Here is a 25,775-nt window from a genome sequence, read left to right as displayed (position 1 = left end):
GGGGCTCCACATGCAGCGAAGCAAGAAAGGCATCGACTACCAGTACGTGCCGCGACCTATCGCCGTGCTGACGGACGACTACCCGCCCGGCTTCCACGACCCGATGCATTCGCACGTGCGGGCGCAGCTCGTCTACGCGATCAGCGGGGTCACCATCCTGACCACGCAGGACGCGAGCTACGTCGCCCTGCCGCAGCGCGCGATCTGGGTGCCGCCGGGGGTCGAGCACGAAGTCTTCTGCCGCGGCCGCGTGCAGATCCGCACCCTGTACATCTCGCCGGAAGCGGCGCCCGACCTGCCGCAGGCCTGCCACGTGTTCGAGGTGTCGAACCTGCTGCGCGAACTGATCATCGCCGCCGCCGAACTGCCGATCGAATACGCGCTGGAAGGCCACGACGCCCGCATCATGGCCTTGATCCTCGACGAGATTCACCTGGCGCGGCGCATTCCGCATTTCGTGCCGATGCCGACCAACAAGCGCCTCGCACAGGTGTGCAGCACGATCCTCGCCGATCCCGCGCAGCACACCACGCTCGACAAATGGGCGTCCGCGGCGGCGATGGGCCGGCGCACCTTCACCCGCACCTTCCGTCGCGAGACCGGCATGAGCTTCGAGACCTGGCGCCGGCAGGTCCGCCTGATGGACGCGCTTTGCCGCATCGCGACCGGCCATTCGGTGGCGTCCGCGGCGCTCGACGTGGGCTACAACAGCCCCAGCGCCTTCGCCGCCGTGTTCCGGCGCACCTTCGGCGCGCCGCCGACCCAATACGCCGTCAACGAAACGACGCAGGCGGCGCATCTCGGCTGAGCCCTTGGCCGCGAAGCGCGCCAGGCACCGGCACGACGCGAAAATGGCCCGCTTGCAACGACGAAAGTCCCCGTGGGAGCGGTCCCGGGACAGCTTTGCCGCGACATTAACCCACAGCCTCCCCATCAACGTGACGAAGGCTTCGAGGAAATGCCGCCTTTCCTGCGCACCGCGCACAAGTACCTGAGCCTCACCTTCGGCCTGCTCTGGCTGCTCCAGGCGGCGACCGGCACGCTGCTGGTCTTTCGCGGCGAGCTCGAGGACGCCACGCTCGCCGGGCCCAACCAGCCGCTGGACCAGGCGGCATTCGCCGCGGCGGTGAGCCGGCTGGAAGCGGACCGCAAACCGTCCACGCTCACCTTCATCCTGCCCAGCGAAGGTTCGAAGAACCGCTACGACCTGCTGTTCGAGGCGCCGGACGGCCTCACCCGGGTGCTGCGCGTCGACGGCGAAGGCCAGCTCGTCGCCGACCGCCCGCGCGACCACGACTACCCCGCGCCCGGCCTGTTCCAGACGGCGCTCGATTTCCATGAAAGCCTGTTCTCCGGGCAACGCGGCATGTGGTTCATGGGCATCAGCGGGCTGCTCCTGCTGACCAATATCGTGGGCGGCATCTGCATCGCCTGGCCGCGACCCGGGCAGGCCTGGCGCCGCGTAATCCTGCCCGGCACCGCAGGCACGGCCCCGGTCAAGCTGTACAAATGGCACCGCGCCCTCGGCCTGGCGCTCGCGGCCATCGCCCTCGTGACGGTGACCACCGGCATATTGCAGGAATACCCGGTCGACCACTGGATGGGCGTGCAGCGGCCCGACCCGCCGCCGCGGGAAGGCCATGCGCCGTTCGCGGTGCCGTTCGGCGCTGCGCTGGCCACGGCGTTCGCCCGCTACCCCGGGGCGCCGATCGCCTTGATCGAGATGCCGGCCGCGGATCATCCCTGGTACCGCATCCGCGTGCGGCAGCACGACGATACGCGCCGCGTGTTCGGCTGGACCTCGGTGCTCGTGGATGCGCAGGACGGCCGCGTGCTGCTCGACGTGCCCGCCGCCGACCTGCCGCTCAGGAACAAGATCTACAACTCTTTCTATTCGATCCACACCGGCGAATTCTTCGGCCTGGGCGGCCGCGTCGTCGTGCTGTTCGTCGGCCTCTGGATGCTCACGATGGCCACGTTCGGCTTCGGATTGTGGTGGACGCGACGCAAGATGCGCCAGGCGGCGCGGCAACGGACCCGGACGGCGGAGGCGGTATGAGCAGCGAACGTTTTGCGGCACGCAGCGGCAAGGACGTGGCCGACCTGGTCGCGCAACAACCCCTCGCCCTGCTCGCCTCCTCCGGCGACGGCGGCCTGCGGGTGACGCCCCTGCCGATGCGCATCGAGCGGGTCGCCGGCGACGACATCGTGAGCATGACCGGCCACATGGGACGCGCCAACCCGCAGGTCGCCGCGCTGCGCGCCAACCCGCAGGCATCGCTGCTGTTCCTCGGCCCGCACGGCTACGTCTCGCCCTCGTGGTTCAACGACCGCAGCCAGGCGCCCACCTGGAACTACGCCTGCGCCAACTTCAGCGTGCGCATCGACTTCCTGGACGACGACGCCAGCCTGGAGCGCATCGTGCGCGACCTCGTCGACGCGATGGAAGCCGGCCGCGAGCATGCCTGGAGCGTCGACGACATGCAGGCGCGCTACGCCCTGCTGGCCACGCGCATCATCGCCTTCCGCGCCACCGTCACCGGGGTCGAGGCCAAATTCAAGCTCGGCCAGGACGAGCGCGAGGACGTGTATCCGGAAATCCTCGCCGGCCTGGGCAAGGAAGGCGGCCACGCGGAACTCATCGCCATGATGCAGCTGTTCAACGCGCATCGCGGCGGGAACGCCAAGGCATGACCGCCTCCCGCCTGCTCGCGCGCAAGTCGATCGAGACCCTGCAGCGGCAGAACCGCGACAACGGCATGCGCAAGGTGCTGGGGCCATTGCAGCTCACCCTGCTCGGCATCGGCTGCATCGTGGGCGCGGGCATCTACGTGATGATCGGGCCGGCGGCGGCGAGCTATGCCGGCCCGGGCGTGATGATCTCGTTCCTGATCGCGGGCGCGGCCTGCTCGCTGACCGCGCTGTGCTACGCGGAACTCGCCTCCGCGGTGCCCACGGCCGGTTCCTCGTACGCGTATTGCTACGCCGCGATGGGCGAAGTGTATGCGTGGACGCTGGGCTGGCTGCTGATGCTGGAATACGGCCTCGCCGGTTCCCTGCTCGCCGTGGGTTTCGCCGGCTATCTCACCAGCCTGCTCGGCGATTTCGGCATCCACCTGCCCACGGCGATATCGGTGTCGTGGCTGCAGTCGTCGGTCGCCAACGGCCACATCAGCTTCCACCGCAGCGGCGGGTTCAACCTGGTCGCCGCGGGCGCGCTCGTCTGCATCGCCGCCGTGCTCGTCGCCGGCGTGTCGAAGGCGGCCTGGGTGAACACCCTGCTGGTGGCGATCAAGATCGCCGTGCTCGCCTCGTTCGTCGCCATCGGCGTCGGCGCGGTGGACGTGCAGCACTGGGTGCCGCTGATCCCGCCCAACGAAGGCGGCTTCACCTACGGTTGGCAGGGCGTGCTGCGCGCATCGTCGATCCTGTTCTTCGCCTATCTCGGGTTCGAGACGGTTTCCACCGCGGCCGGCGAAACCGCCAACCCGCAACGGGCGATGCCCATCGGCATCCTCGGCGCGCTCGGCGTCAGCACGCTGATCTACATCGTCGTCGCCGCCGTCCTCACCGGCATCGTGCCGTTCCGCGAGCTGGGCGTGCCCGACCCCATCGCCGTGGCGGTGGACCGCATCGGCCATCCGGGCTTCGCGGTGCTGATCAAGGTCGGCGCGCTGGCCGGCCTCTCCTCCGTGCTGCTGGTGAACGGCTACGGCCACTCGCGCATCTGCTACGCGATGTCGCTGGACGGCTTGCTGCCGACGGCGTTCGCGCGCCTGAGCACGCGCTTCCGCACGCCGTGGATCGGCTGCATCCTCGTCTGCGGCATCTCCGCCGTGCTGGCGGCCCTGTTCCCGCTGTCGATCCTCGGCGACTTCGTGAGCATCGGCACCGCGCTCGCCTTCATCATCGTGGCGCTGAGCCTGATGTGGTTGCGTACCACGCGCCCGGACATTCCCCGCCCCTTCCGCGTGCCGCTGGGCGGCTTCCGGATCGGGCGCATCTGGGTCGGCTACATTCCCACGGCGGCGATCGTGCTCTGTGTCGCCATGGTCCTGCCGATCGCGCTCGACATCGCCGATTCGGCCCGCCACGGCAATGTCCTGCCCGCCGCCATTCTCGGCGGGTATGCCTGCCTGGGCGTGCTCATCTACGCCTTCTTCGGCATGAAAAGCGCCAGGCTCGTCCGCGAAGCCGCGTCGGAAGACGGCCAGGGCATTCCAGAGAGCGCCTGACGGAACCCGCCCAGCACCGCCTGCCCATCCCGCAACGATGGCCACGCGAATGCCGCGCGGCCGGAGTCCTGCTCAGCCCAGCGCCGGAAACGCGGCGATGCGCAGCTTGGCGCCGGCATAGGGCACCAGCACGAGGGGCTGCTCGGCTTCGTCGGCGGCCGCTTCGGCCTTGGCGGGCACCGGGTCCGCGCTGCCGTCCGAGGCCTTCCACGCCGGCACGTAGCGTCCCTGCAAGGCCAGTTGCACCGCCGGCGTGGCGCCCGCGAACGGCTTGTCGCCGATGGGGTGTTCGCTCACCGCGATGGCCGCATCGGGGCGGATGCCCATGTTCCAGCGCGAGCCCGGATACACCTGCCAGTCGTTGGTGAGGCCGCGCTTGCGCCAGATCAGCCAGTTCTCCTTGATCGGCAAGGCATACACCAGCGCGCCGCGGCTGAAACTGAGCGCGCCGTTGTAGCCGCGTTCGGCCTTCACTTCGGCGTTGAAGCCCACTTCGACCGTGTCGCCCGGCGCCCAGGTGCGTTCGATGGTGGTGAAGCCCGCCGTGGCGTCGACCGGTTTCCCGTTCACCGCGATGCGCGTGCCCTGCGACCACGCCGGCACGCGCAGGCGCAGCGGGAAGCGCAACGCGCGCTGCGGCTTGAGCGTGATGCTGACGCCCTGCCGGAAGGGATAGTCGCTCGCCTGTTCGACCTGCACGGGCACGCCGCGCACCTCGGTCGTCACCGTGCAGGGCGCATAGCTCATCGCCGCCAGTCCCTGGTCGGCCGTCGCCATCCACAGGCTGTTGGCGAACTTGGGCCAGCCCTGGTGGAAATTCGCCGTGCAGCAGCGGAAATTCGGTTCCAGCCCGAACAGGTTGGATTCCGGGCCGTCGGTGGTCCACGGCTCGCGATGCAGGCTGCTTTCGACCTGGTTGGGTTGCTGGTTGTACTGGTGCGCCCACATGTCGTCGGTCAGCGCCGCCGGCAAGGCGTTGAAGGCGATGCGCTCCAGGCGGTCCCCCAGCGCGGGATCGCCGGTGATCGCCAGCGCCACTTCCAGCGAGTACATGGTCTCCACCACGGTGCACAGCTCGGTGCCCTGCGAGGGGCTGCGGCCGGCGAGATGCTCGTCCGCGGAGAACATGCCGTTGGGCAGGCCGTGGTAGGTGTCGAGCATCTGCAGCTGGTGGTGGACGGCATCGCGGTCGGCGGCGCTGCCGGACACGGTCGACCACACCGGCGACGCCTTCAGCGCCTGCGCGTTGTTGACGCCGTGCACCTGCAGGCCGAGGTCCTCCATGAACGCGGCCTCGCCGCCGGCCTGCTTGCGCAACGCTTCCGCATCGGTTTTGACGGTGAACGGGAAGTGGGCAAACATGCCCTGCCAGTCGTAGCCCTGCTTCCTGAGCAGGTGCGCTAGTTCAAGCAACTTCGCATCCTGCGTGCGCTGGTAGAGCCACAGCACGGACATCACCTCGTCCTGCCAGCGCATGCGCCCCCAGTCGCGCAGGGGCCGCGCCGGCATGGCCTGCAGCTGATGGTGGAAATAGCGCGTCATCAAGGGCACGACGCGCGCGTCGCCGGTGAGCTCGTGGTACTGCGTGAGCACCTTGAGCATGACCATGCGCGGCCACCAGTCGTCGTTGCTGCGCGGGCCGAACATGCCGTTCTCCCACGGATGCTCCAGCGTCCAGTCGATGAAGCGCATCGCCTTGACCTTCAGCGCCGGCGAATCCAGTTGCCACGCCAGCGGAACCAGGCCATCGAGGAAATACGGGCCGTCTTCCCACGACTCGCCCTTCCCGCCCAGCCATCCGCTGTCCGGCCCCACGATGGGCCAGAACTCGTCGAGATGGCCGCCCAAGCCGCCGGCCTGGATCTCCAGCTGCCGCCGCAGCCAGCCGGTGGCCTTGATGGAACCGGCCGGCAGCAGCGCGAAGGCCTGCTGCATCAGCGGGGCCTGCGGAAACAGCGGCGCCCGCTGCGCACCGCCCGCGACCGACACCGGCATCGCGGAAGCCCGGAGCGGCCGGAACGTCATCGTGCCCATCGCGGCGGCGCAGGCCATGCCCTGCAGGAAAGCCCGGCGGCTCATCGGGGAAAGTGGCGGCATGCTCCTGCTCCCGGCATCTGGTGGTTCGCCGAGTGTTGCTCAATTGTCGGACATATTCAAACGACTGCCAGAACCCGATCAAAACGAGGCCCGCGCATCGGGCGCCGCTCACGCGCCGGGACCGACCCTACTGCCCTCCGGTCCCGAAAGACGCGGGAATCACGCGAGGCCCTGCACGCGCTCGTTGCTCGCCGGCAGCTCGAACACCACGCGCAGGCCCGTGCCCGTGGCGCGCGGCTCGGCGTAGATGCGCCCGTTGTGCAACTGGATGATGCTGCGGCAGATGGCGAGGCCGAGGCCGCTGCCGCGATCTTCCTCGCCGCTCTGGTGGAAGCGCACGAAACGCTCGAAGACGCGTTCGCACTGCTCCAGGGTGAGGCCGGGCCCTTCGTCCTCGATGCCGACGCGCCAGTAGCGGGGCACGAATTCCGAGCGCAGCGTGATCAGGCCGTTCGGCGGCGAGGCCCGGAGCGCATTCGTGAGGATGTTGAGCACGACCTGCCGCAGCCAGCGTTCATCCAATGCGACCAGGCCCGTACCGCGACGCGTGAGGCGCAGGCGCCGCCCCTGGTGTTCGGTGAGGGCGCATACGTCCTGCTCGAAGCTCTGCAGGAAGCGGTGCGGGTCCTGCACGACCAGGTCCATGTGGATGCCCTGCGCCTCGGCACGCGAGAGGAACAGCAGCTCGTCCACCATCTGGTTGATGCGGGCGAGTTCCTCCAGCTGCACCAGCACGGCGTCCTCCTGCGACTGGCTCAGCTTGCCGTCGACCAGGAGTTTCTCGGCGTGCAGCCGCACCAGGGACAAGGGCGTCTTGAGTTCGTGCGACACCTCGGCGCTGAACTGCCGGACCTGGTTGAACGAGGATTCGAGCCGGTCGAACATCTGGTTCAACAAGCGGGCAAGGTCGGAGATCTCGTCGTCGATGCCGCTGACGCTGATGCGTTCGGCCAGGTTGTCGGAGCGGATGCGGTTGGCCGTCTCGCCGATCAGCCGCACCGGGCGCAGCATCAGGCGCGAGAGGCCCAGGCCGATCGCCATGCTGGCGAGGATCATGCCCAGCAGCAGCGCCAGGCTGACTTCGGTATAGGCCACCATGGCGCGCTGCATCTGGCTCACCGGCGTGCCGATGCTGATGTCGAACGGCGGCAGCAGGAACTCGGCGATGCGCAGTTCGCCCACGCCCGGCATCGTGCCGTTGAAGACGCGCTTGCCCTTCACGTCAGGCAAGGGGTTGCCGGCGAGGTTCTTGGAGCGGAAGAGGTTGCCGTGCCCCGGCGAATCGATGCTGATGTAGAAAAGCACCGACGCGTATTCCGTGGTCAGGCGAATCCGTTCGTCGATGGCGGCCGGGGTCAGGGTCGAATAGTCAGGGCCCAGGCGCGCCTTGATCTGCTCGAACTCGGTGGCGTTCAGCAGATCCAGGTCATGGGTCACGTAGCTCTGCAGCAGGTGGTAGCCGGCCGTGAACAGGCAAGCGAGGGTGAGCGTGACGCTCAGCACGAACCAGAACGTGATGCGCGCCCCGATCGATTTCATACGAGCTGGTAACCGACGCCTCGCAATGTCTTGAACAAGGGGCCGCCAAGGCCGGGCTCCAGCTTGTTGCGCAGCCGGCTCATGTAGACGTCCAGCAGGTTGGTGTCGGACAGCCCCGGCCAGATGCGCTCGGAAATGTACGAACGCGTGAGCGTGCGTCCCGCGTTCTGCATGAAGATCTCCAGCAGGGCGAACTCGCGGCTGGTCAGGTCCACCGTCTGCTCCTTCAGCTTGACGGTGTGGCCCAGCAGGTCGAGGCGCACGCAGCGATGGGTGATCACCGTCTGCTTGACCGTCGACTGGCGACGCAGCAGCGATCGCACGTGCGCCAGCAGTTCGTCGAAGCTGAAGGGCTTGGGCAGGTAGTCGTCGGCGCCGATGTCGAGGCCCTTGATGCGGTCCTCCACCGTGTCGCGCGCGCTCAGGATCAGCACGGCCTCGTTGAAACCGGCGCGGCGCCACTCGGAAAGCAGGTGCAGGCCGTCGCCGTCCGGCAGGCTGAGGTCGAGGATGATCACGTCGTAATTCGTCTCGGCCAGGGCGTCGCGCGCTTCCCTGCAGGTGCCGACCCAGCACACCGTGTAGGCGCATTCGCTGAGCCCCTGCCTGAGAAACTGGCCGAGGCGCTGCTGGTCTTCGACGACGAGAATCTTCATGGCGCACCTGCCTGCCGACAATGCGCGGCGAGTGTAAGCCCGTGTCGGATGCAACCGGTGACGCGACGCACAAAGCGCTGCAGGGCATGCGCGAGGCGTCGCGTCGGCACGCGTTCCAGCGGAAAAGTCATCGCGTTTGAGGCTCCGCCGCTCGGTACAGACGGGCGCGCGCCGACCTGAACAAATTTTCAGGATCGTTAAAGGTAGCCGTCAGGTGCCTGTCCTAGGGTGCATGCCATGCAGTCGCCGGATACGGCGTGCGGGAAAGGGGCAATCCATGGTCGCTGGCAGGCTCCCCCGTACGGGCAATCCATCGCTGCACGCGACATCCCGATTCAATGCGCACCCATCGTCGAGGACGGAATCCATGGCTCGTTATGCACTGTTCCTGGCCACTGCCCTGCTCGCGCCGCCGCTGCTGGCGCAGACGGCCACGCCGAATTACGCCCAGCACCTGGTGGACGAAACGCTCGCCACACACCCCGACATCGCCATCATGGCGATGCACGTGACGCCGCCCAAGCAGGCGGTCAACGTCATCATCGCCTCCAACATCGGCCGCATCGGCAAGGCGGCCGACTCCGACGACATGGGCGTGGTCGACACCGGCAAGCCGGTGCTGGAAGTGAACAAGGAAGGCGACCACTTCGAGGTCGAGCTGCCGCTGAAGGACGTCTCCGACGACACCGTCGGCGCGCTGAGCATCGTCTACCCCTACGCCGCCGGCGACGACAAGGCCGCGCTGGCGAAGAAGGCCGAGGCGGTGCGCGACCAACTCCGTCGCCGCATCTCGAATGTCGCGAACCTGACCCAGGCCTACCAGTTCGACACCGGCGTCCCCACCCGGACCTACGCGCAGCAGCTGGTGGACCAGACCATGGCCGCGCACCCGAAGCTGCTGATCCTGATGCTGCATGCGGTGCCGCCGGGCAAGAGCGTCAACGCGGTGGTGGGATCGAGCATCGGCCGCATCGGCAAGCAGGCCGACGAGGACGACATGCGCGCGATCGACACGGGCATTCCCAACCTCGAGGTCAACGGCAACCGCTTCGAGGTGGAGACGCGCCTGCTCGATGCGAGCGGCAAGACCATCGGCGCCACCGGCATCGTGTTCCCCTACAAGCCGGGCGACGACAAGGAGGCGCTGAAGCGCGAAGGCTTCGCGATCCGCGACGAGCTGCGCGCGAAGATCCCCTCGCTGGCGGCGCTGATGCAACCGGTGCCGGCCACGCAAGTATCCGATCCCAACCCCACTGCCACGCTGGCCGGACGCAGCACCGACTGGAAGCCCGGCTACTCGGGCGACTTCGACCACTTCGGCTATGACCTGAAAGGCAACCGCCTGTGGCTGGCGGCGGAAGACCACGGCTCGCTGGAGCTTTTCAACCTGCGCACCGGCCAGCACGAGCGCACGATCACCGGCGTCGAGACGCCGCACGCGATCATCTACCTGCCCAAGGCCAACCGCCTGGTCGTCACCGACAGCGGCAAGGGCATGACCAAGGTGTTCGACGCCACCACCTACAAGGTCGTCAACCGCATTGCACTGGAGCCGGGCGCGGACTCGGCGGAATACGACTCCTCCACCGGGCATCTGTACATCGTCACCGGCGGCCAGGACGTGGGCATGAAGGACTGCTTCCTCAACGAGGTCGATCCGCTCACCGGGCACGTCTACAACAAGCTGCGCTTCGACTCCGACCACACCGAGGCGGTGAAGGCGGAGCAGCACGGCAACCGGCTGTTCGTGAACGTCGCCGACCACAACGAAGTGGACGTGGTGGACAAGAAGACGTTCAAGGTGATCGCGCACTGGCCGCTCGAAGGCGCCAGGACGAACCTGACCATGGCGCTGGACGAAGCCGACCACCGCCTGTTCGTGGGAACCCGCAACCCGGGCAAGCTGTTCGTGCTGAACACCGATAACGGCGCCACGGTGGCGACCCTCGATACGCCGGCCACCTCCGACGGGCTGTTCTGGGACAGCGCCCGGAAGCGCGTATACGTTCCCGGCGGCGACGGCTACCTCGGCGTGTTCCAGCAGGTGACGCCCGACCTCTACGCCGCCCGGCCCCGCATCCCCAGCGCGACCGGCGCGAAATCCGGCATCGTGGTGCCGCAGCTGGATCGTCTCTACCTGGCCGCCTCCCCCGGCGAGCACGGCAAGGGCGGCGAAGTGCTGTGGTTCGCCCTGGGCAAGTAGGCCGAGCCATGTCTCTTCCCTCTCGATCCAGTGCGTCACGGCGATACAGCCCGCTGGCCTGGGCGACCGCACTGCTCGGCCTCGCCGCGGTGCCCACACCGGGCCACGCCGCCAGCTTCTATCGGCTGCACTCGGCCGTGACGCTGCCGGGCAAGGCGCCGGGGTGGGATTACCTCACCTACGATCCCGCGCACTCGCACCTGTTCATCGGCCGCCGCCACGACGGCGTCACCGTGTACAACGTGGCGACGCACAAAGTGATCGCCACCATCGCGGACTCCGCCGGTGCGAACAAGGCGATCCTGGTGCCCTCGCTCGGGCTGGGCTACAGCGTCAACGGCGACGGCTCGACCACCGAGTTCGACCTGGCGTCGCTGAAAACGATCCGGCGCATCCGCTTCGGCAAGGATGCGGACGCCGGCAGCTTCGAGCCGGCGACCGGGCAGCTGATGTTCACCATGGGCGACAGCGGCAAGGTCGCCTTCATGGATGCGCGCAGCGGCAAGCTGGTGGCGACGCTGCCGCTGCCCAGTCATCACATCGAGGCGTCGGCGCCGGACGGTGCGGGCAACTTGTTCGTGGCCGAGCGCGATCGCGACGAGGTGGTGCGCATCGATGCGCGCACGCACAAGGCCACCGCCCACTGGTCGACCACGCCCTGCCATCAGCCCACCGGCCTGGACTACGACGCCGCCAGCCGTCGCATCTTCATCGGCTGCCGCGGCGACCAGCCGCTGCTGGCGGTGCTCGATGCCCGTACCGGCGCCGTGGTGGCGAAGCTGCCGATCGGCCGCGGCAACGACGGCGTGAGTTTCGACCCGGCCACGCACCGCATCTATGCCTCGAACGGACTGGATGCCGACCTGATGGTGATCGACCAGCTCGGCGCCGACCGCTACCGGCTGGAACAGGCCATCACCACCCGTCCGATGGCACGCACGATGGCGCTCGATCCGCAGCGCAACCGGGTGTACCTGGTCGCAGCCGAGGGAGGCGTCGATCCCGCCGTGAAGGTGGATACCGCAGTGGCTCCGTTCTATCCGAACTTCTATTTCGACAACAGCTTCACCGTACTGACGTACCAGGAGAACTGAAGCGGGCAACCCAAGGCCATCGCCGTGCACCGCGCCATGGGGTGGCGCCGGATGGATGGAGCGAGGGCTGGCTGCACCCATTGCCCGGAACTTGACGCGACATCATGTGGGGGGAGACATCACATGCACGACTATCCACGCAAGGCGTTGTTCGGCGCGTTGCTCCTCGGCATCGGCCTGACCGGTCACGCCATGGCGGCGACTTCGCCCAGCGGTGACACGGGCACGCCAGCCGGGCAAGAACCGGCCACCGGGGCAGCGCCTCCGGCTGGCAAGCAATCGGCGGCCGCCACGGCCACCCAGCCTCGCAAGGTCACCACCCTGAACCAGGTCATGGTGACCGGCACGCTGCTGCCGATCGATCCGAATGCCGCAGCCGTTCCGGTGACGACGCTCGAAGCGGACGACCTCCGCCAGACCGGCGTCACCAGCGACGTGCTCGAAACGCTGCGCAAGTCCATTCCTGCCTTCGCCGGCCGCAGCAATTCCGGTGCGAGCAATGCGCAGAACCACAACCAGTTCACCGCCGGCGGCTCGCAGATCGAATTGCGCAACCTGCCGACGCTGGTGCTGGTGGACGGCCAACGCATGGCCCTGGACGGCGTTGCGGGCCTGAGCGGCAGCAAGAACTTCGTCGATGTCAGCCAGATCCCGGCCGCCGCGCTGGACCGCGTCGACGTGCTCACCGACGGCGCCTCGTCGCTCTATGGCTCCGATGCCGTGGGCGGCGTGGTGAATTTCATCCTCAAGCGCGACTACCACGGCGCAACCGTCGGCGCCCATTACGGCACGGCCAAGAACGGCTACAAGGACCGCTCGGTCTTCGCGACCGTGGGCGGGGATATCGGCCCGATAAACATCACGGCCACTCTCAGCGACGCCCGGACCAGCCCGCTCTACCAGAGCGCGCGCTCGTTCACGAGCCCGCAATTCGGCGTCGTTCCGGCCAACGGCATTCCCGGCGTCGTCGGTGGCGGGAGCTATGTGCTGGCACCGGGGCTGCTCACCCCACCCGGGCCGAAAGGCAGTGCCGCGACCGCCGGCAGCTATGCGGCGCTGTCGCCCGGCGTCTACACCGCCACGACGGCCGCGAAACTGTCCAACGGATTCGATTATTCGAAGTACGCGATGCTGCTGCAGAAGGAGGAACACAAGAACATCGTCGCGACGATCACCTCGCAGCCGTTCACCGACGACCACATCGAGCTCACCGGCCACGTGCTGCTGTCGCAGAACAAGGTCCGCTCCACCGCATGGCAGGCCGCGGGCCAGCCCTTCTCGGCCGCCACCCTCACCGTTCCCGCCGGCGCTCCCTCCAATCCGCTGGCCACCGCGGCGACGGGCGTGACGTTTGCCGACCTGGCGCGGCCGAAGCAGGTTTTCGACACCACCGACGGCTACACCTTCTCGCTCGGACTCAAGGGCGACCTGCCCCGCGCGTGGACCTGGCATACCAGCGTCAACTACAGCGAGAGCAGGCTGAAGGAACGCGACACCCAGCTGCTCTTCAAGCCCAACCTGGCACGGGCAGTGGCCGGCGGATACGACGCCAGCGGCAACGCGGCGGCCGGCGGCGCCTACAGCAGGGTCTACGGCGACTTCTCGGTCAACAGCCCGCTCATCCTGCAACCCGCGCTCGATCCGTTCGCGGTGACGGGCAACCCGGCGGCGGCGCTGGCGAACATTTTCGGCACCGAAGTGCTGAATGGCGACAGCAAGCTCTACTCCTGGGACGGACATGTCGTCGGCAAGCTGTTCGATCTCCCTGCCGGCGCCGTGCACCTGGCGGTCGGCTTGAGCTGGCGACACGAACAGGTTTCCGGCCATGCCGATCCGAACGGCCGCGTCACCGATCCGGTCACCGGCTCCACCGTCGGGAACGCGCAGAACTGGATCGGCGGCCTGTACACCGATCCCTTCAGCCACGGCCGCGACGTGAGCGCCGCCTATGCCGAGGCCTTGGTCCCGATCACCTCGGCGAGCATGAACATCCCCGGCCTGCACCAGCTGGAACTCACGCTCGCCAGCCGCTTCGAGCATTACAGCGACGCCGGCAGCAGCAACTCGCCGAAGTTCGGCTTCCGCTGGGAGCCGATCGACAGCCAGTTCGTGATCCATGGCACCTACACCAAGTCGTTCGCCGCGCCGCCGCTGTACCAGGCCTACGGACCGTTCGACACGCGCCCCGTGACCGACCGCCTCATCGGCATCGTGTTCGGGCCGCAGTATTCGGTGGGAAACAACTTCAACGGACAGGACGGCGTCAATCCCTCGCTCAAGCCATCCACGTCGACCTCGCGCTCCATCGGCTTCGAATTCCATCCGGACTTCGCCAAGGGCCTGACGCTCACCGCGGATTACTCGTCGATCACCCTGCGCGGCTTCCCGGGCGGCGCGGACTTCACGCGCATCATGCAATCGGTCAACGACTCGGGTTCGGCCTCGCCCTACTTCGACAGCGTGAGCACCGGCAACTTCACCAACCTCGGCGGAACCAGTCCCTTCGGAACCCCGGGCTCCCTGAAGGCCTTCCTGACCAACCCCGTCACGGGACTGCCCGACCCGGGCAAGTACTCCGATCTCTACGTCATCGACAAGTTCCGCAACCAGAGCGTGCTGATCGAACACTCGTGGATGCTCGGGCTGAACTACACCTTGCCCACCAGCAAGTACGGCACCTGGGCCTTTTCCAGCAAGGGCATGCTGTTCAACTCGTTCAAGTTCCAGCGCCGGCCGGGCGATCCGTACCAGCAGTACGCCGGCAACGCCAGCAACATCGGCGTGTTCGCCGGGACGCTGCCGAAACAGAGCTTCTACTCGACGCTCGAATGGACCTACGGGAACCTGGACCTCCTGCTGGCGAACACCTACATATCCTCGGTCAACGACGCGGGCGCGGCGGGCACCCTCCCGGGCATCCGGGTGCCGAGCTACAGCGTGTGGGATGTGCACGGCTCGTACACCTGGACGCTCGGCGGCGAGGAGAGCGACCGGAGCATCACGGTGGCGCTCGGCGTGAACAACATCGGCAACACGATGCCGCCGATTTTCCCGCGCGCCTTCACGAACCAGTACACGACCAGCGACATCGGCATGTACTCGCCCATCGGCCGTCTGGTCTATGGCGACGTGAGGGTGTCCTTCTGAAACGGCGGCGGCCCGGATGCCGTGACCACGCGCGGGCCCCTGCCCGACCGCGTGCCGGCACCGGGCCGCCGCGATCCCGCTGCCGTGATGCATGCGCCGTACCGCCCCGACAGGGATTCTTACCGCTGCTGACAGGTGAACAACGTGTCCGAAACCGCCTCTGCCAGGATCGCCGCCCGCCTCGACCGGCTGCCGCCCTCGCGCACGATATGGAAGATCGTCCTGTGGATTTCGCTGGGCGGCGTGTTCGAATTCTACGACCTCTTCTTCACCGCCTACGTCGCCCCCGGCATGATGAAGTCGGGGCTTTTCACGCCCCAGTCGCTGGGTTTCTTTGCCAGCCTGGATTCGATCAAGATCGCCGGTTTCGGCACCTTCGTGTTCAGCACTTTCGCCGGCCTGTGGGTGGGCGTGGTGCTGTTCGGCCACATGGCCGACCGCTTCGGCCGACGGCCCGTGTTCACCTGGTCGCTGGTGTGGTACGTGGCCTGCACCGCCATCATGGCGTTCCAGCACAGCGGCGAGATGCTCAACGTCTGGCGCTTCATCGCCGGCGTGGGTTTCGCGGTGCAGCTGGTCACCATCGACACCTACATCTCGGAACTGATTCCCAGCGCGGAGCGTGGGCGCGCGTTCTCCGTCAACCAGTTCATCACCTTCGCCGTGGTGCCCGTGGTGGCGCTGCTGGCGTGGCTGCTGGTGCCCCTCAGCCCGCTCGGCATCGACGGCTGGCGCTGGGTGGTGCTGATCGGCTCGATGGGCGCAGTGCTGGTGTGGCTGCTGGTGCAGGGGATTCCGGAAAGCCCCCGCTGGCTGGCCCTGCAGGGGCGCACCGACGAAGCGGAATCCATCATGGCGGCGATCGAGCAGCGGGTGGCCAGGGAGACCGGCACGCCCTTGCCTGCACCCGCGCTGGCGCACGCCGAGGAAACCGGCCGCGGGCATTTCGCCGAAATCTTCTCGCGGCAATACCGCAAGCGCACGCTGATGCTGTCGGTATTCAACATGGCCCAGGTGATCGGCTTCTACGGCTTCGCCGCGTGGGTGCCCACCCTGCTGATCGCACGCGGCGTCACCGTCACGCACAGCCTCGAATATTCATTCGTCATCGCCATCGCCAACCCGCTGGGGCCGCTGCTCGGCGTGCTGTTCGCCGACCGGATCGAGCGCAAGCTGCAGATCATGCTGGGGCTGGTGGTGATGGGCCTGAGCATGCTGGCCTTCGCCATGGCGAGCAATCCGGTGCTGCTGGTCTTGCTGGGCGTGATGTTCACGCTGGCGGCCAACGTGATGTCGTACGCCTACCACAACTACCAGGCCGAGCTTTACCCGACCCGCATCCGCTCCAGGGCCGTGGGCTTCGTCTATTCGTGGAGCCGCCTCGCGGCCGCGTTCGCCGGCCTGGCCGTCGGCTACCTGCTCCATGCGGGCGGCGCGCTGGCGGTGGCGATGTTCATCGCCATCGCCATGGTGGTCGGCATCGCGATGATCGGGATTTTCGGCCCGCAGACCAAGGGAGTGGCGCTGGAGGAAATCAGCCGCTGAGGTTTTTGGAATGTCGACCTGACCTGCGCCTTCCCTGGTCCGGGTATCCGCACGCGCTCCGGAAGCCATCACCAGCGGCAGCCACCAAGCACCACGCCCACGCGCGCCTTCGTCCAGCGCAAGCGACGCGACGCACCGGCTGCTCCCGCGACATCCCACCCGATCGCCCGGCAAGCGGCATGCCGTGCACGCCTGCCGGGCGAACAGCGCTGCCTCAGTGCGGCTTGGCTACCAGCAGGCTGAAGCCGGCGACGGTCTTGCCGCGGCCGTAGGTGGCGGCACCGACCGTGAACACCTCGTGGCTGGCCGGGTCCAGCGCCAGCGTGCGCGCGCTGGGCATCGTGGGCACTTTCACCGCCGGCGCATAGTGGTCGGCATCGATCTGGTGGATCACGCCGAGCGAACCCTCGCCGCTGGAGGCAATCACGTTGTGCCACGCGGCGTCGTAGACCACGGCATCCGGAGAGCGGCCGATCGGCAGCCTGGCGACCTGCTTTCCGTCGTCGGCATTCGTCACGATCATCCAGCCGTTCGCGCAGACCGAGAACAGGCGGTGGGCCGCCTCGTCCATCGCCAGGCCGGTCGGGCCCTTGCACGGGCCCAGCGGCCAGACATGGACGACCTTGCGGTCGTGCAGGTCGATCTGCGCGAGCTGGCTGGAGCCTTCGAGGTTGACGTAGAGCCTGCCGCTGCCGTCGATCACCGGAAACTCGGGATTGCTGGCCAGCGCGATGGTGGCGATCTCCCTGGCCGACTTCGGATCGATCACGCTGACCTCGTTGCTGTCGCCGTCCATCGCGAGCACGTCGCCGCTGGCGGCGTCGTAGATGATCGCGTCCGGGTCCCTGCCGCTGACGGGGATGCTGCCGACCACCTTCAGCGTGGCCAGGTCCACCACGCTGATGTCGTTGCCGTCGCCGTTGCTGACATAGGCCCGATGCAGCCGGGGGATGAAGGCGACGCCGTGGGCGTGCCGCATGCCGCCGATCTCGGCGACCAGCTTGCCGTCGCCGGCATCCACCACCATCACGCTGTCGTCGCGCGCGATGAACAGCCGGTGCGCTGCCGGATCGAAGCTCAGGTAATCCCATTTGCCGGCACCGCCGAGCGCGTAGTGCTGCGTGACGGCGTAGGCGGGTCGGGCCGTGCCGGCGGTGGCCAGGGGCGGCAGGACCACGGCGGCAGCGAACAACATCCAGCAGGCTTTCTTCATTGCATCGTCCTCGGGCAAGAGTGGGTGAACGGGCGCTGCAGCGGCGGCCTCAGGGCCGGCTTGCACCCGATGTGGGAAATTCCAGCTGCACCTGCAGGCCGGGCCGGGCGTCGCCGAACGCCAGCGTCGCCCCGTGCAGGTCGACCACGGCGGCAACCAATGCCAGGCCCAGCCCGCTTCCCGGCGTGCTGCGCGCGGCGTCCAGCCGCACGAAACGGCCGACCACGCGGCCGCGCGCCTCCGCGGGAATGCCGGGGCCGGCGTCGGCGAGCGTGACGCGGCAACCGCCTGCCTGCCGTTCCAGCAGCAGCGTGACCGGCGTGCCCGGCGGCGTGTGGCGCAGCGCGTTCTCGATCAGGTTCACGAACATCTGCGTGAGCAGCGCGCGGTCACCGAGCATGTGGATGTTGCGATCGAGATTCGCATGCAGCACCCGGCCCTGGTCTTCCATCAGCGGCGCATAGTCGCCGACCAGACTGTCCAGCAGCGCCGACAGGTCGACCGCGGAAAAGCCGGCGCGACGCTGGCGGCTCTCGACCTGGGCGATCCGCAGCAAGGCGGCGAACGTCGCCAGCACGCCGTCGACGTCGGCCAGCGCACGCTCGGCCGCGGCGCGAAAGGTGGGGACGTCCGTCGCCGTGCGGGTCGCCGATTCCAGCCGCTGGCGCAAGTGGGCCAGCGGCGTGCGCAAGTCGTGCGCGATGTCGCTGGATACCTGGCGCACGCCCTCCACCAGCACCTGGATGCGCTCCAGCATGCCGTTCAGTGCCTGCGCCAGACGGTCGAACTCGTCGCCCCGGCCGCTCCCGGATACGCGCACGCCCAGATCGCCCGCGGCGATGCGCGCGGCGGCCGTGGCGACCGCCTCGACCCGCCGCAGGTAGCTGCGCGCGGTGAACACGCCGCCCAGCAGCGCCAGGAACACCGAGGCCGCGCCGGCCCACAGGAAAGCCTCCTGCAGCAGTGCGTCCAGCTTGTCGGCGCTCCGTCGGTCGCGCCCTATCGCGAGCAGCCGGCCGTCGTCCAGCCACTCGGCATGCACCAGCACGCGCGAGCGGTCGCGGGGCGGGACGGCCTGAGTCAGCGTGCTCCAGCCGGGCCCTGCCGGCATGTGCGACAGATCGCCCGCGATGCGGTGCCCGCCGCGGTCGAACAATCCGTAGTACAGCGGCCCCTGCGGCGCCTGCGCGACCATGCCGGCGATCGCGGTCGCGCGGTTGCCGGCCGGCGCCGCCACGACTTCGCTGAATTCGTCGCTGATGGCGCGCCGCACCTGCGCCTCGACGTAGCCGCGCACCGACCACCAGGTGATCGCGAACAGCAGCAACGCGATCAGCGCGAACAGGCCCGCCTGCATCGCGGCGAGCTGGAACGCCGAACTTCGCAGCAGGCTGGCCCCGTCCCTGTCGCCGCCGGCGCCACCGGTCATGCGCGTTCCGACGTGCCGCGCAGCACGTAGCCCACGCCGCGCAGCGTGCTGAGCAATTCGCCGCTGGCGAAGCCGCGGTCGATCTTGCCGCGCAGGCGGCTGATATGGGTTTCGACCACGCTGGTCTGCGGGTCGAAGTGGTATTCCCACACCTGCTCCAGCAGCATCGTGCGGGTCACCAGTTCGCCGGCGTGGCGCATCAGGTATTCCAGCAGGTGGAATTCGCGCGGCTGCAGTTCGATCAGCCGGCCGTCGCGGCGCACCTCGCGCTTGAGCAGGTCCATTTCCAGTCCAGCCACGCGCAGTTCGACCACGGCGGCACTGGCCAGCGGCGGCCGGCGCGCCAGCGCGCCGATGCGCGCGGCCAGCTCGGCGAACGCGAACGGCTTGGCGAGGTAGTCGTCGGCGCCGGCCTCGATGCCTTCGACGCGCGCATCCACTTCGCCCAGCGCGGTCAGCATCAGCACCGGCGTGCGGGTCCCGGCTTCGCGCAAGGCGCGCAGCAAGGCCACGCCGTCCAGCCCGGGCAGCATGCGGTCGACCACCAGCACCTGGTAGCGCCCGTCGCGCGCGCGGCGCAGGCCGGCCGGGCCGTCGCGGGCCTCGTCGACGGCATGGCCGAGATCGCGCAGGCCACGCGCCACGTAATCGCGGGTTTCGGCATCGTCCTCGATCAGCAAGATGTCCAATGGCGGAAGCCTCGGCGTCCAGTCCTGTCCGGCGGCACTACCCCAGAAACACGTGTCAATCCGATGACGGCAACAACTTGCGGGCGCGCAACGGTCAGAACGCGAAACGCACGCCCGCAAGATAGGTGCGTCCGTAGAACTCGCGCTGGATCGGCCGGTCCGAGGTGCCCTGGTAGAACGCATGCGGCGTGTTCAGCAGGTTCTTGGCCTGGAAGTAGACGGACCAGTTTTCCGGAAACTGGTAGCTCGCGCTGAAATCCATCGACGTGCGCTTCGCGTTGTAGATGTCGCTGCTGCGGTCGCTGCCGATGCCGAACAGGTCGGCGGACACCGAGTACGCCGCCAGGTTCAGCGAGAGCCCCGCGCGCTTGTAGAACAGCATCGCGTTCCAGGTGTTGCGCGAGGTCGACGGCAGCAGCGAATACGCGCCGGGCCGGATCTCGACGCGCGAATCGACCCAGGTGTAGTTCGCGCCGGCGCCCAGCCCGTCGAGCCAGCCCGGCAGGCCCTGGAAGGTCTGCTCCCAGTTCAGCTCCAGGCCGCGCGCGTAGGCGGAACCGACGTTCTGGAAGGTGAAGACGTGGAACGGGATCGCGCCGCCCGGATACAGGTTGGTGTTCGGCAGCGTCTGCGTCGTCTCGGTGGGGACGATGTAGTTGGAGATCTGCTTGTCGAAGATGCCTGCGGACAGGATGCCTCCCTGCGGCAGGTACTTCTCGATGCTGAAGTCGAAGCTGTGGGCCGTGGCGGGCTTCAGGTTCGGGTTGCCGGTGGTGGCGAGTCCCGAGCCCACGTCGATCGCCAGCGAGGGATTGGCCTGGTTGAAGCCCGGGCGCGCGATCGTCGAGGAATAGGCGGCGCGCAGGATCAGGTCGGGCTCCAGCTCGTAGCGGAGCTGCAGGCTGGGGAAGAAGTTGTTGTAGCTGTGACGGCTGTTGACCGGGTACGAGAACGGATTGCCCGCGGCATCCGCGCCGGACGAGAAGGCCTGGCCGCGGTTGCGCGTATCCTCGAAGCGGACGCCTGCAAGTATCCCCAGCTTGCCGCAGGTGCCGGTGTACTGGCCGTAGGCGGCGTAGATGTCCTCGTGCGCATCCAGGTACTGCTGCTGGCTGCTGGTCACGTCGCCGGGAGCGATCGAACCCATGCCGAAGATGCGCTGCAGGGCGCCCGGCATGATGTCCATGCCGTTCTGGTAGTGGCCGTCGTAATAGGTCTCGTAGGCGCCGCTGGAAACCGCGGCGAGCGAAAGCGCGGTCGCATCGATCGAGTACGGCTGCGCCGTGGTCCGCTTGTGCCGCTGCTGCACGCTCAACCCGAAGTGCAGCTCCTGGTCGGTGAGGCTGCCCCATTCCACCGGCGTCTTCGAATTGACGGCGTACGACATCTCGCGGTCGAAGTTGTAGGCCGTGCCGTTGCCGAGGCTGCTCAGCACGTAGTTGGCCGGGTTCAGGTAATCCGGCGCGCCGGAGATCGTGTAGAGCGGAACGTGCCCCGGCCCGTTCGGCGCATAGCTGATCGTCGGCGTGGGCGTGGCCAGCGGGTTGTAGGTGAAGGTCGAGTTGTAGTCGAAGGGCTTCTTGTACGTGCCTTCGACATAGGCCACGTGGTAGTCGAGCGTGGTGCCGCCCAGCAGGTTCTGGCCGCCCAGCATGTAGAGCCGCTCGCGCGAGGTTTCCTGCTCGTCGCGCAGCGACTTGGTGATCGCGCCCGGCACCGTCAGCGTGTCCTGGTAGCTGCCGTCGGGCTGCGCCACAGTATTGCCGTCCAGGGTGATGTCCATGTACTGGCGCTTGTAGCGCTCGGTGTAGCCGGCGTCGAAGGCGCGGAAGTACCACTGGTCGTCGTCGTCGGGCTGGTAGCCGAGGTCGATGGCGTAGCCGTGCCGGCGGCGGTGCAGCTCGTAGTCGCGCTGCTCGATGACGTTCACGGCCTGGTACGGATGCGCCGCATCGTTGAAGTAGGCGGGCTCGACGTCGTCGATGCCGCGCGAATCGATGTGGCTGGACGCGGTCAGCAGGATCGAGAACGGTCCGTAGCGGCCGCCGCCGGTCAGCGAGAAATTGGTCACCGGCGTGCCGCGCAGCGGCTCGTAGCCCACGCCGGCGTTGCCTTCGAGGAAGCTGCCCTGCTCGGTGGGCGCGGTCTTCGGCAGCACCTCGATGGTGCCGCCCAGTGCCTCGGCATCCTGGCTGGGCAGGTTCGACTTGGTGACCTTGACCGCGCCGATGAAGCCGACCGGAATGGAGTCCAGCGCCACGCCGCGGTAGCCGCCGAACGGCGAGGCGTTGTTGGTGGGCAGCAGGCGCACGCCCGCATACGTCGTGCTGTTCAGGTCTGCATCGAAGCCGCGGATGTTGACGTAGCGCCCCTCGCCCTCGTCCGTCTCCATCGAGACGCCGGGAATGCGGCGCACGGCTTCGGCGGTGTTGCTGTCCGGCAAGGCGCGGATCTGGTCTTCCGTGCGGATGTTGATCAGGTTCGGGGCATCCTGCTGCGTCGCGCGCGCCACCTCGTCGGAAGTGCGCGGCGCCACCACGTGCACGCCTTGCAGGTTCCTGACGGCCTTGCCGGTCTTCGCCGCCGTGTCGTCGGCCGCGTCCGGTGTCGCGTCGCCCGCCGCAGCCGGCTTGTCGGATGCATCCAGCACGAAGGCGTGGGCGTGGGCAGGCAGGCCGAACGCACCGAGGCTCACCAGTGCGGTGGCGTTGAGGATGGCCCTGTGCAGCTTCGTGGTGTGCATCGACTGGATCCTGGCTCGAAGAGAAAGCGCGCCGCCCGTCCATCCGCGGATGGACGTTGCGAGTGGTCCCATCAAACCTAGGCATGCGGAATGACATGGAAGTTGCCGCCCGCATACCGATCCGTAAGGAAGGAAACGCCGCGCCGGCATGACGCAGATCAGTGCCCTCCTTCCGCGCCGTCACCAGAATCGCCCCGCCCATTTCTCCCAAGGAGCGATCCCCATGCGCAAACTGATTGTCCTCGCCCTGCTCGGCTTCGCCTGCAGCCCGCTGATGGCCGCCGAGTGCAGCACCACCGTCGAGGCCAACGACGCGATGCAGTTCAACACCAAGACCATCACCGTGCCCAAGGCCTGCAAGAGCTTCAAGGTCACGCTGAAGCACACCGGCAAGCTGCCGGTGGCCTCGATGGGCCACAACTGGGTGCTGTCGCACGCCACCGACGAGGCCGGCGTGATCGCCGACGGCATGAAGGCCGGCGCCGGCAGCAGCTACGAGAAGCCCGGCGACGCGCGCATCCTCGCGCACACCAAGCTGATCGGCGGCGGCGAATCCGACACCGCGACCGTCAACGTGGCCAAGCTCAAGGCCGGCGAGCAGTACGCGTTCTTCTGCACCTTCCCAGGCCATGCCGCGCTGATGAAGGGCACGCTGAGCCTGGCGAACTGAGTTTTCCGCAAGGCGACGCACCCGGCTGCAACGGCCGGGTGCGTTTTTTGTCCGGGCCGTCGTCGCGCCGCGATTCGCCTCGCCCCATGCATGGCCCGTGCGCCACAAGGCGCCTGCGACAATTCGCACCGCGCCACCGTGCCGCGGGCTGATATAGATCAGGGGCGCGCCCCGGTGCCGCCGCCAGCATGCGTGCACCTCTGATAGGGAGATGCGCGATGAGTAGTACCCGTAAATTGTGGCTGGGGCTGGCGGCACTGCTGGTCGCCTCCTTCGCCGTACTGCTCTGGGTGGGCAAGCTGGTCCACCAGCAGGCGCCGCCGCTGCCCAAGGCGGTGGTCACCAGCAGCCAGGAGACCCTGTTCACCGGCGACGACATCGAGCTGGGCAAGCAGGTGTGGCAGAGCATAGGCGGACAGCAGCTGGGCTCGATCTGGGGCCACGGCGCGCTGCTGGCGCCGGACTGGAGCGCCGACTGGCTGCACCGCGAGAGCGAGGCGATGCTGGAGCTGCTGGCGCGCGACCAGGGCGCCGCGTCCTACGCCGCGCTGGACGTGCCGCAGCAGGCCGCGCTGCAGGCGCGCGTGCGCGAGGAACTGCGCACCAACACCTGGGACCCGGCCACCGGCACCATCACGGTGTCGCCGCTGCGCGCGCAGGCGATGGCAGTGGTGGGAGCCCACTACATGAGCCTGTTCAGCAACGACCCGGCCACCGCGAAGCTGCGCGAAACCTACGCGATGCGCGACAACACCGTCGCCGAGATGGAGCATCGCCGCTCGGTCAACGCGTTCTTCTGGTGGACCGCCTGGGCCGCCGCCGCGAATCGTCCGGGCGGCAGCATCAGCTACACGCAGAACTGGCCGTACGACCCGGTGGCCGGCAACACGCCCACCCCCGCCAGCTTCCTGTGGTCGGTGTTCAGCATCCTGTTCCTGATCCTCGGCATCGGCCTGCTCGCCCTGCACCACGCGCGTCAGGTGCACAACGAGCCGCTGCCGGTGGTGCCGGCGCGCGATCCGCTCACCGAGCTGAAGGCGACGCCGTCGATGAAGGCGACCGGCAAGTACTTCTGGACCGTGCTGGCCCTGTTCCTGGTGCAGATCCTGCTGGGCGCCACCACCGCGCATTACCAGGTGGAAGGCCAGCAGGCCTACGGCTTCGCGCTGGCCAACTACCTGCCCTACAGCCTCACCCGCACCTGGCACACCGAGCTTGCAGTGCTGTGGATCGCCACCGCGTGGCTGGCCTCCGGCCTGTACATCGCACCGCTGATCTCCGGCTACGAGCCGAAGTTCCAGCGGCTGGGGGTGAACTTCCTGTGGGTCTGCCTGCTGATCATCGTGGTCGGCTCGTTCGCCGGCCAGTGGTTCGCGGTGATGGACAAGATGGGCCTGCAGTACAACTTCTGGTTCGGCCACCAGGGCTGGGAATACACCGACCTCGGCCGCTTCTGGCAGATCTTCCTGTTCATCGGACTGATGCTGTGGCTGTTCCTGGTCGGCCGCGCGCTGTGGCCGGCGATGCGCCGCGGCAAGGAAGGCGCGTCGATCGTGGGCCTGCTGTTCCTGTCCACCGTGGCGATCGGCCTGCTCTACGGCGCCGGCCTGATGTGGGGCGAGCACACCCACATCGCGATGGTCGAGTACTGGCGCTGGTGGGTGGTGCACCTGTGGGTGGAAGGCTTCTTCGAGGTGTTCGCCACCGCGCTGATCAGCTACCTGTTCGTGCGCCTGGGCCTGCTGCGCGTGGGCAGCGCCACCACCAACGTGCTGTTCGCCACCATCGTGTTCATGGCCGGCGGCGTGCTTGGCACGCTGCACCACCTGTACTTCAGCGGCACCACCACGGCGGTGATCGCGCTGGGCGCCAGCTTCTCGGCGCTGGAAGTGGTGCCGCTGGCGCTGATCGGTCTGGAAGCCTGGGACACCTGGAAGAAGCAGCACGCCGCGCCGTGGATGGCGCGCTACCGCTGGCCGATCCTGTTCTTCGTGGCGGTGAGCTTCTGGAACCTGGTGGGCGCCGGCCTGTTCGGCTTCCTGGTGAACACGCCGATCGCGCTGTACTTCATGCAGGGCCTCAACCTCACCGCCACCCACGGCCACACCGCGCTGATGGGCGTGTACGGCATGCTGGGCCTGGGCCTGATGCTGTTCTGCCTGCGCGGCATCAAGCCGGAGGCGGAGTGGCGCGAGGGCTGGCTGAAGGGTTCGTTCTGGAGCCTCAACATCGGCCTGTCGCTGATGGCCGCCTGCACCCTGCTGCCGCTGGGCATCCTGCAGCTGAAGGCGGTGCTGGAGCACGGCTACTGGTTCGCCCGCTCGGCCGAGTTCATGGACCGTCCGCTGATCCACCTGCTGATCTGGATGCGCGTGCCCGGCGACACCTTGTTCGCGGTCGGCGCGTTGCTGATGGCCATCTTCGTGGCGGCGCTGTGGCTGTTCCCCAGGCGCAGCCTCGCGGTGCAGCCGCAGGCGATCCGCGACAACGGCTGAACCACCCCGGGGCGCGCCGC

General features: G+C 68.0%; 17 protein-coding genes. 10 read left to right on the top strand and 7 right to left on the bottom strand.

The genetic code is table 11. The features are described 5' to 3' along the window. The first annotated feature begins 10 nt into the window (after positions 1-10). The 4 genes from PCA_RS07340 (at position 11) to PCA_RS07325 (ending at position 4,235) form a co-directional block, all read left to right on the top strand. Positions 11-808 carry a helix-turn-helix transcriptional regulator gene (locus PCA_RS07340; RefSeq protein WP_181301940.1) on the top strand — a complete coding sequence of 266 codons (798 nt, stop codon included), beginning with the start codon at positions 11-13 and terminating at the stop codon, positions 806-808. Positions 809-958: 150 nt separating this feature from the next. Then, complete coding sequence (locus tag PCA_RS07335; RefSeq protein ID WP_181301939.1) at positions 959-2,059, top strand: PepSY-associated TM helix domain-containing protein; 1,101 nt, start codon at positions 959-961, stop codon at positions 2,057-2,059. Then, complete coding sequence (locus tag PCA_RS07330) at positions 2,056-2,694, top strand: FMN-binding negative transcriptional regulator (protein WP_181301938.1); 639 nt, start codon at positions 2,056-2,058, stop codon at positions 2,692-2,694. The genes PCA_RS07335 and PCA_RS07330 overlap by 4 nt, the downstream gene beginning before the upstream one ends. Beyond that, positions 2,691-4,235 (top strand): amino acid permease, encoded by a 1,545-nt coding sequence (locus PCA_RS07325; protein WP_181301937.1) that lies wholly within the window; start codon positions 2,691-2,693, stop codon positions 4,233-4,235. The genes PCA_RS07330 and PCA_RS07325 overlap by 4 nt, the downstream gene beginning before the upstream one ends. Positions 4,236-4,307: 72 nt before the next feature. Here the strand turns inward: PCA_RS07325 and PCA_RS07320 are convergent, their stop codons facing one another. From PCA_RS07320 to PCA_RS07310, 3 genes are all read right to left on the bottom strand, one after another. Continuing rightward, positions 4,308-6,332, bottom strand: coding sequence for a beta-L-arabinofuranosidase domain-containing protein (locus PCA_RS07320; protein WP_181301936.1), 2,025 nt, complete (start codon positions 6,330-6,332; stop codon positions 4,308-4,310). Between the two features lie 159 nt (positions 6,333-6,491). After that, on the bottom strand, positions 6,492-7,871 hold the full coding sequence (locus tag PCA_RS07315) for an ATP-binding protein (RefSeq protein WP_181301935.1): 1,380 nt from the start codon (positions 7,869-7,871) through the stop codon (positions 6,492-6,494). Next, on the bottom strand, positions 7,868-8,527 hold the full coding sequence (locus tag PCA_RS07310) for a response regulator transcription factor (protein ID WP_181301934.1): 660 nt from the start codon (positions 8,525-8,527) through the stop codon (positions 7,868-7,870). Before PCA_RS07310 ends, PCA_RS07315 begins: the two co-directional genes overlap by 4 nt. Before the next feature lie 367 nt (positions 8,528-8,894). On the opposite strand from PCA_RS07310, the gene PCA_RS07305 reads away from it, so the two are divergent. The 4 genes from PCA_RS07305 to PCA_RS07290 all read left to right on the top strand — a co-directional run bounded on the left by PCA_RS07305 (position 8,895) and on the right by PCA_RS07290 (position 16,516). Beyond that, positions 8,895-10,730 (top strand): hypothetical protein, encoded by a 1,836-nt coding sequence (locus PCA_RS07305; protein ID WP_181301933.1) that lies wholly within the window; start codon positions 8,895-8,897, stop codon positions 10,728-10,730. 8 nt (positions 10,731-10,738) lie between these two features. Next, positions 10,739-11,824, top strand: a complete 1,086-nt coding sequence (locus PCA_RS07300; RefSeq protein WP_181301932.1) for a PQQ-binding-like beta-propeller repeat protein — start codon at positions 10,739-10,741, stop codon at positions 11,822-11,824. Between the two features lie 123 nt (positions 11,825-11,947). Continuing rightward, on the top strand, positions 11,948-14,971 hold the full coding sequence (locus PCA_RS07295) for a TonB-dependent receptor plug domain-containing protein (protein ID WP_181301931.1): 3,024 nt from the start codon (positions 11,948-11,950) through the stop codon (positions 14,969-14,971). A gap of 144 nt (positions 14,972-15,115) precedes the next feature. Beyond that, positions 15,116-16,516, top strand: a complete 1,401-nt coding sequence (locus tag PCA_RS07290) for an MFS transporter (protein WP_219918606.1) — start codon at positions 15,116-15,118, stop codon at positions 16,514-16,516. A 214-nt stretch (positions 16,517-16,730) separates the two neighbouring features. On the opposite strand, the gene PCA_RS07285 is transcribed toward PCA_RS07290, so the two are convergent. From PCA_RS07285 to PCA_RS07270, 4 genes are all read right to left on the bottom strand, one after another. Continuing rightward, positions 16,731-17,729 (bottom strand): YncE family protein, encoded by a 999-nt coding sequence (locus tag PCA_RS07285; RefSeq protein ID WP_255436717.1) that lies wholly within the window; start codon positions 17,727-17,729, stop codon positions 16,731-16,733. 49 nt (positions 17,730-17,778) lie between these two features. Beyond that, positions 17,779-19,158, bottom strand: coding sequence for an ATP-binding protein (locus PCA_RS07280; RefSeq protein ID WP_181301930.1), 1,380 nt, complete (start codon positions 19,156-19,158; stop codon positions 17,779-17,781). Beyond that, the gene (locus PCA_RS07275; protein WP_181301929.1) at positions 19,155-19,847 is read right to left on the bottom strand and encodes a response regulator transcription factor; all 693 of its coding nucleotides are present in this window, start codon (positions 19,845-19,847) and stop codon (positions 19,155-19,157) included. The genes PCA_RS07280 and PCA_RS07275 overlap by 4 nt, the downstream gene beginning before the upstream one ends. 94 nt (positions 19,848-19,941) lie before the next feature. Continuing rightward, positions 19,942-22,590, bottom strand: a complete 2,649-nt coding sequence (locus PCA_RS07270; RefSeq protein WP_181301928.1) for a TonB-dependent receptor — start codon at positions 22,588-22,590, stop codon at positions 19,942-19,944. 223 nt (positions 22,591-22,813) lie between these two features. Between PCA_RS07270 and azu the strand changes: the two genes are divergently transcribed. Together azu and PCA_RS07260 are read left to right on the top strand one after the other, a co-directional pair. Beyond that, a complete protein-coding gene (gene azu, locus PCA_RS07265) occupies positions 22,814-23,260 on the top strand; it encodes an azurin (RefSeq protein WP_181301927.1) in 447 nt (148 codons plus the stop codon). Between the two features lie 218 nt (positions 23,261-23,478). Continuing rightward, a complete protein-coding gene (locus PCA_RS07260) occupies positions 23,479-25,755 on the top strand; it encodes a nitric-oxide reductase large subunit (protein ID WP_181301926.1) in 2,277 nt (758 codons plus the stop codon). The last annotated feature ends 20 nt before the right edge of the window (positions 25,756-25,775 follow it).

Origin of the sequence: Rhodanobacter sp. PCA2 (assembly GCF_013620825.1) — a bacterium.
Lineage (GTDB): Bacteria > Pseudomonadota > Gammaproteobacteria > Xanthomonadales > Rhodanobacteraceae > Rhodanobacter_A.
The sequence above is the reverse complement of the archived record's forward strand: the minus strand, read 5'-3'. Positions and strand labels throughout refer to the sequence as shown.

What these genes read in the sequence shown, in the direction of transcription:
- PCA_RS07335 (WP_181301939.1), top strand. Translation starts at nt 959, where the DNA reads ATGCCGCCTTTCCTGCGCACCGCGCACAAGTACCTGAGCCTCACCTTC.
- PCA_RS07310 (WP_181301934.1), bottom strand. Translation starts at nt 8,527, where the DNA reads ATGAAGATTCTCGTCGTCGAAGACCAGCAGCGCCTCGGCCAGTTTCTC.
- PCA_RS07325 (WP_181301937.1), top strand. Translation starts at nt 2,691, where the DNA reads ATGACCGCCTCCCGCCTGCTCGCGCGCAAGTCGATCGAGACCCTGCAG.
- PCA_RS07300 (WP_181301932.1), top strand. Translation starts at nt 10,739, where the DNA reads ATGTCTCTTCCCTCTCGATCCAGTGCGTCACGGCGATACAGCCCGCTG.
- PCA_RS07280 (WP_181301930.1), bottom strand. Translation starts at nt 19,158, where the DNA reads ATGACCGGTGGCGCCGGCGGCGACAGGGACGGGGCCAGCCTGCTGCGA.
- PCA_RS07295 (WP_181301931.1), top strand. Translation starts at nt 11,948, where the DNA reads ATGCACGACTATCCACGCAAGGCGTTGTTCGGCGCGTTGCTCCTCGGC.
- PCA_RS07315 (WP_181301935.1), bottom strand. Translation starts at nt 7,871, where the DNA reads ATGAAATCGATCGGGGCGCGCATCACGTTCTGGTTCGTGCTGAGCGTC.
- PCA_RS07330 (WP_181301938.1), top strand. Translation starts at nt 2,056, where the DNA reads ATGAGCAGCGAACGTTTTGCGGCACGCAGCGGCAAGGACGTGGCCGAC.
- PCA_RS07305 (WP_181301933.1), top strand. Translation starts at nt 8,895, where the DNA reads ATGGCTCGTTATGCACTGTTCCTGGCCACTGCCCTGCTCGCGCCGCCG.
- PCA_RS07260 (WP_181301926.1), top strand. Translation starts at nt 23,479, where the DNA reads ATGAGTAGTACCCGTAAATTGTGGCTGGGGCTGGCGGCACTGCTGGTC.
- azu (WP_181301927.1), top strand. Translation starts at nt 22,814, where the DNA reads ATGCGCAAACTGATTGTCCTCGCCCTGCTCGGCTTCGCCTGCAGCCCG.
- PCA_RS07285 (WP_255436717.1), bottom strand. Translation starts at nt 17,729, where the DNA reads ATGAAGAAAGCCTGCTGGATGTTGTTCGCTGCCGCCGTGGTCCTGCCG.
- PCA_RS07340 (WP_181301940.1), top strand. Translation starts at nt 11, where the DNA reads ATGCAGCGAAGCAAGAAAGGCATCGACTACCAGTACGTGCCGCGACCT.
- PCA_RS07320 (WP_181301936.1), bottom strand. Translation starts at nt 6,332, where the DNA reads ATGCCGCCACTTTCCCCGATGAGCCGCCGGGCTTTCCTGCAGGGCATG.
- PCA_RS07270 (WP_181301928.1), bottom strand. Translation starts at nt 22,590, where the DNA reads ATGCACACCACGAAGCTGCACAGGGCCATCCTCAACGCCACCGCACTG.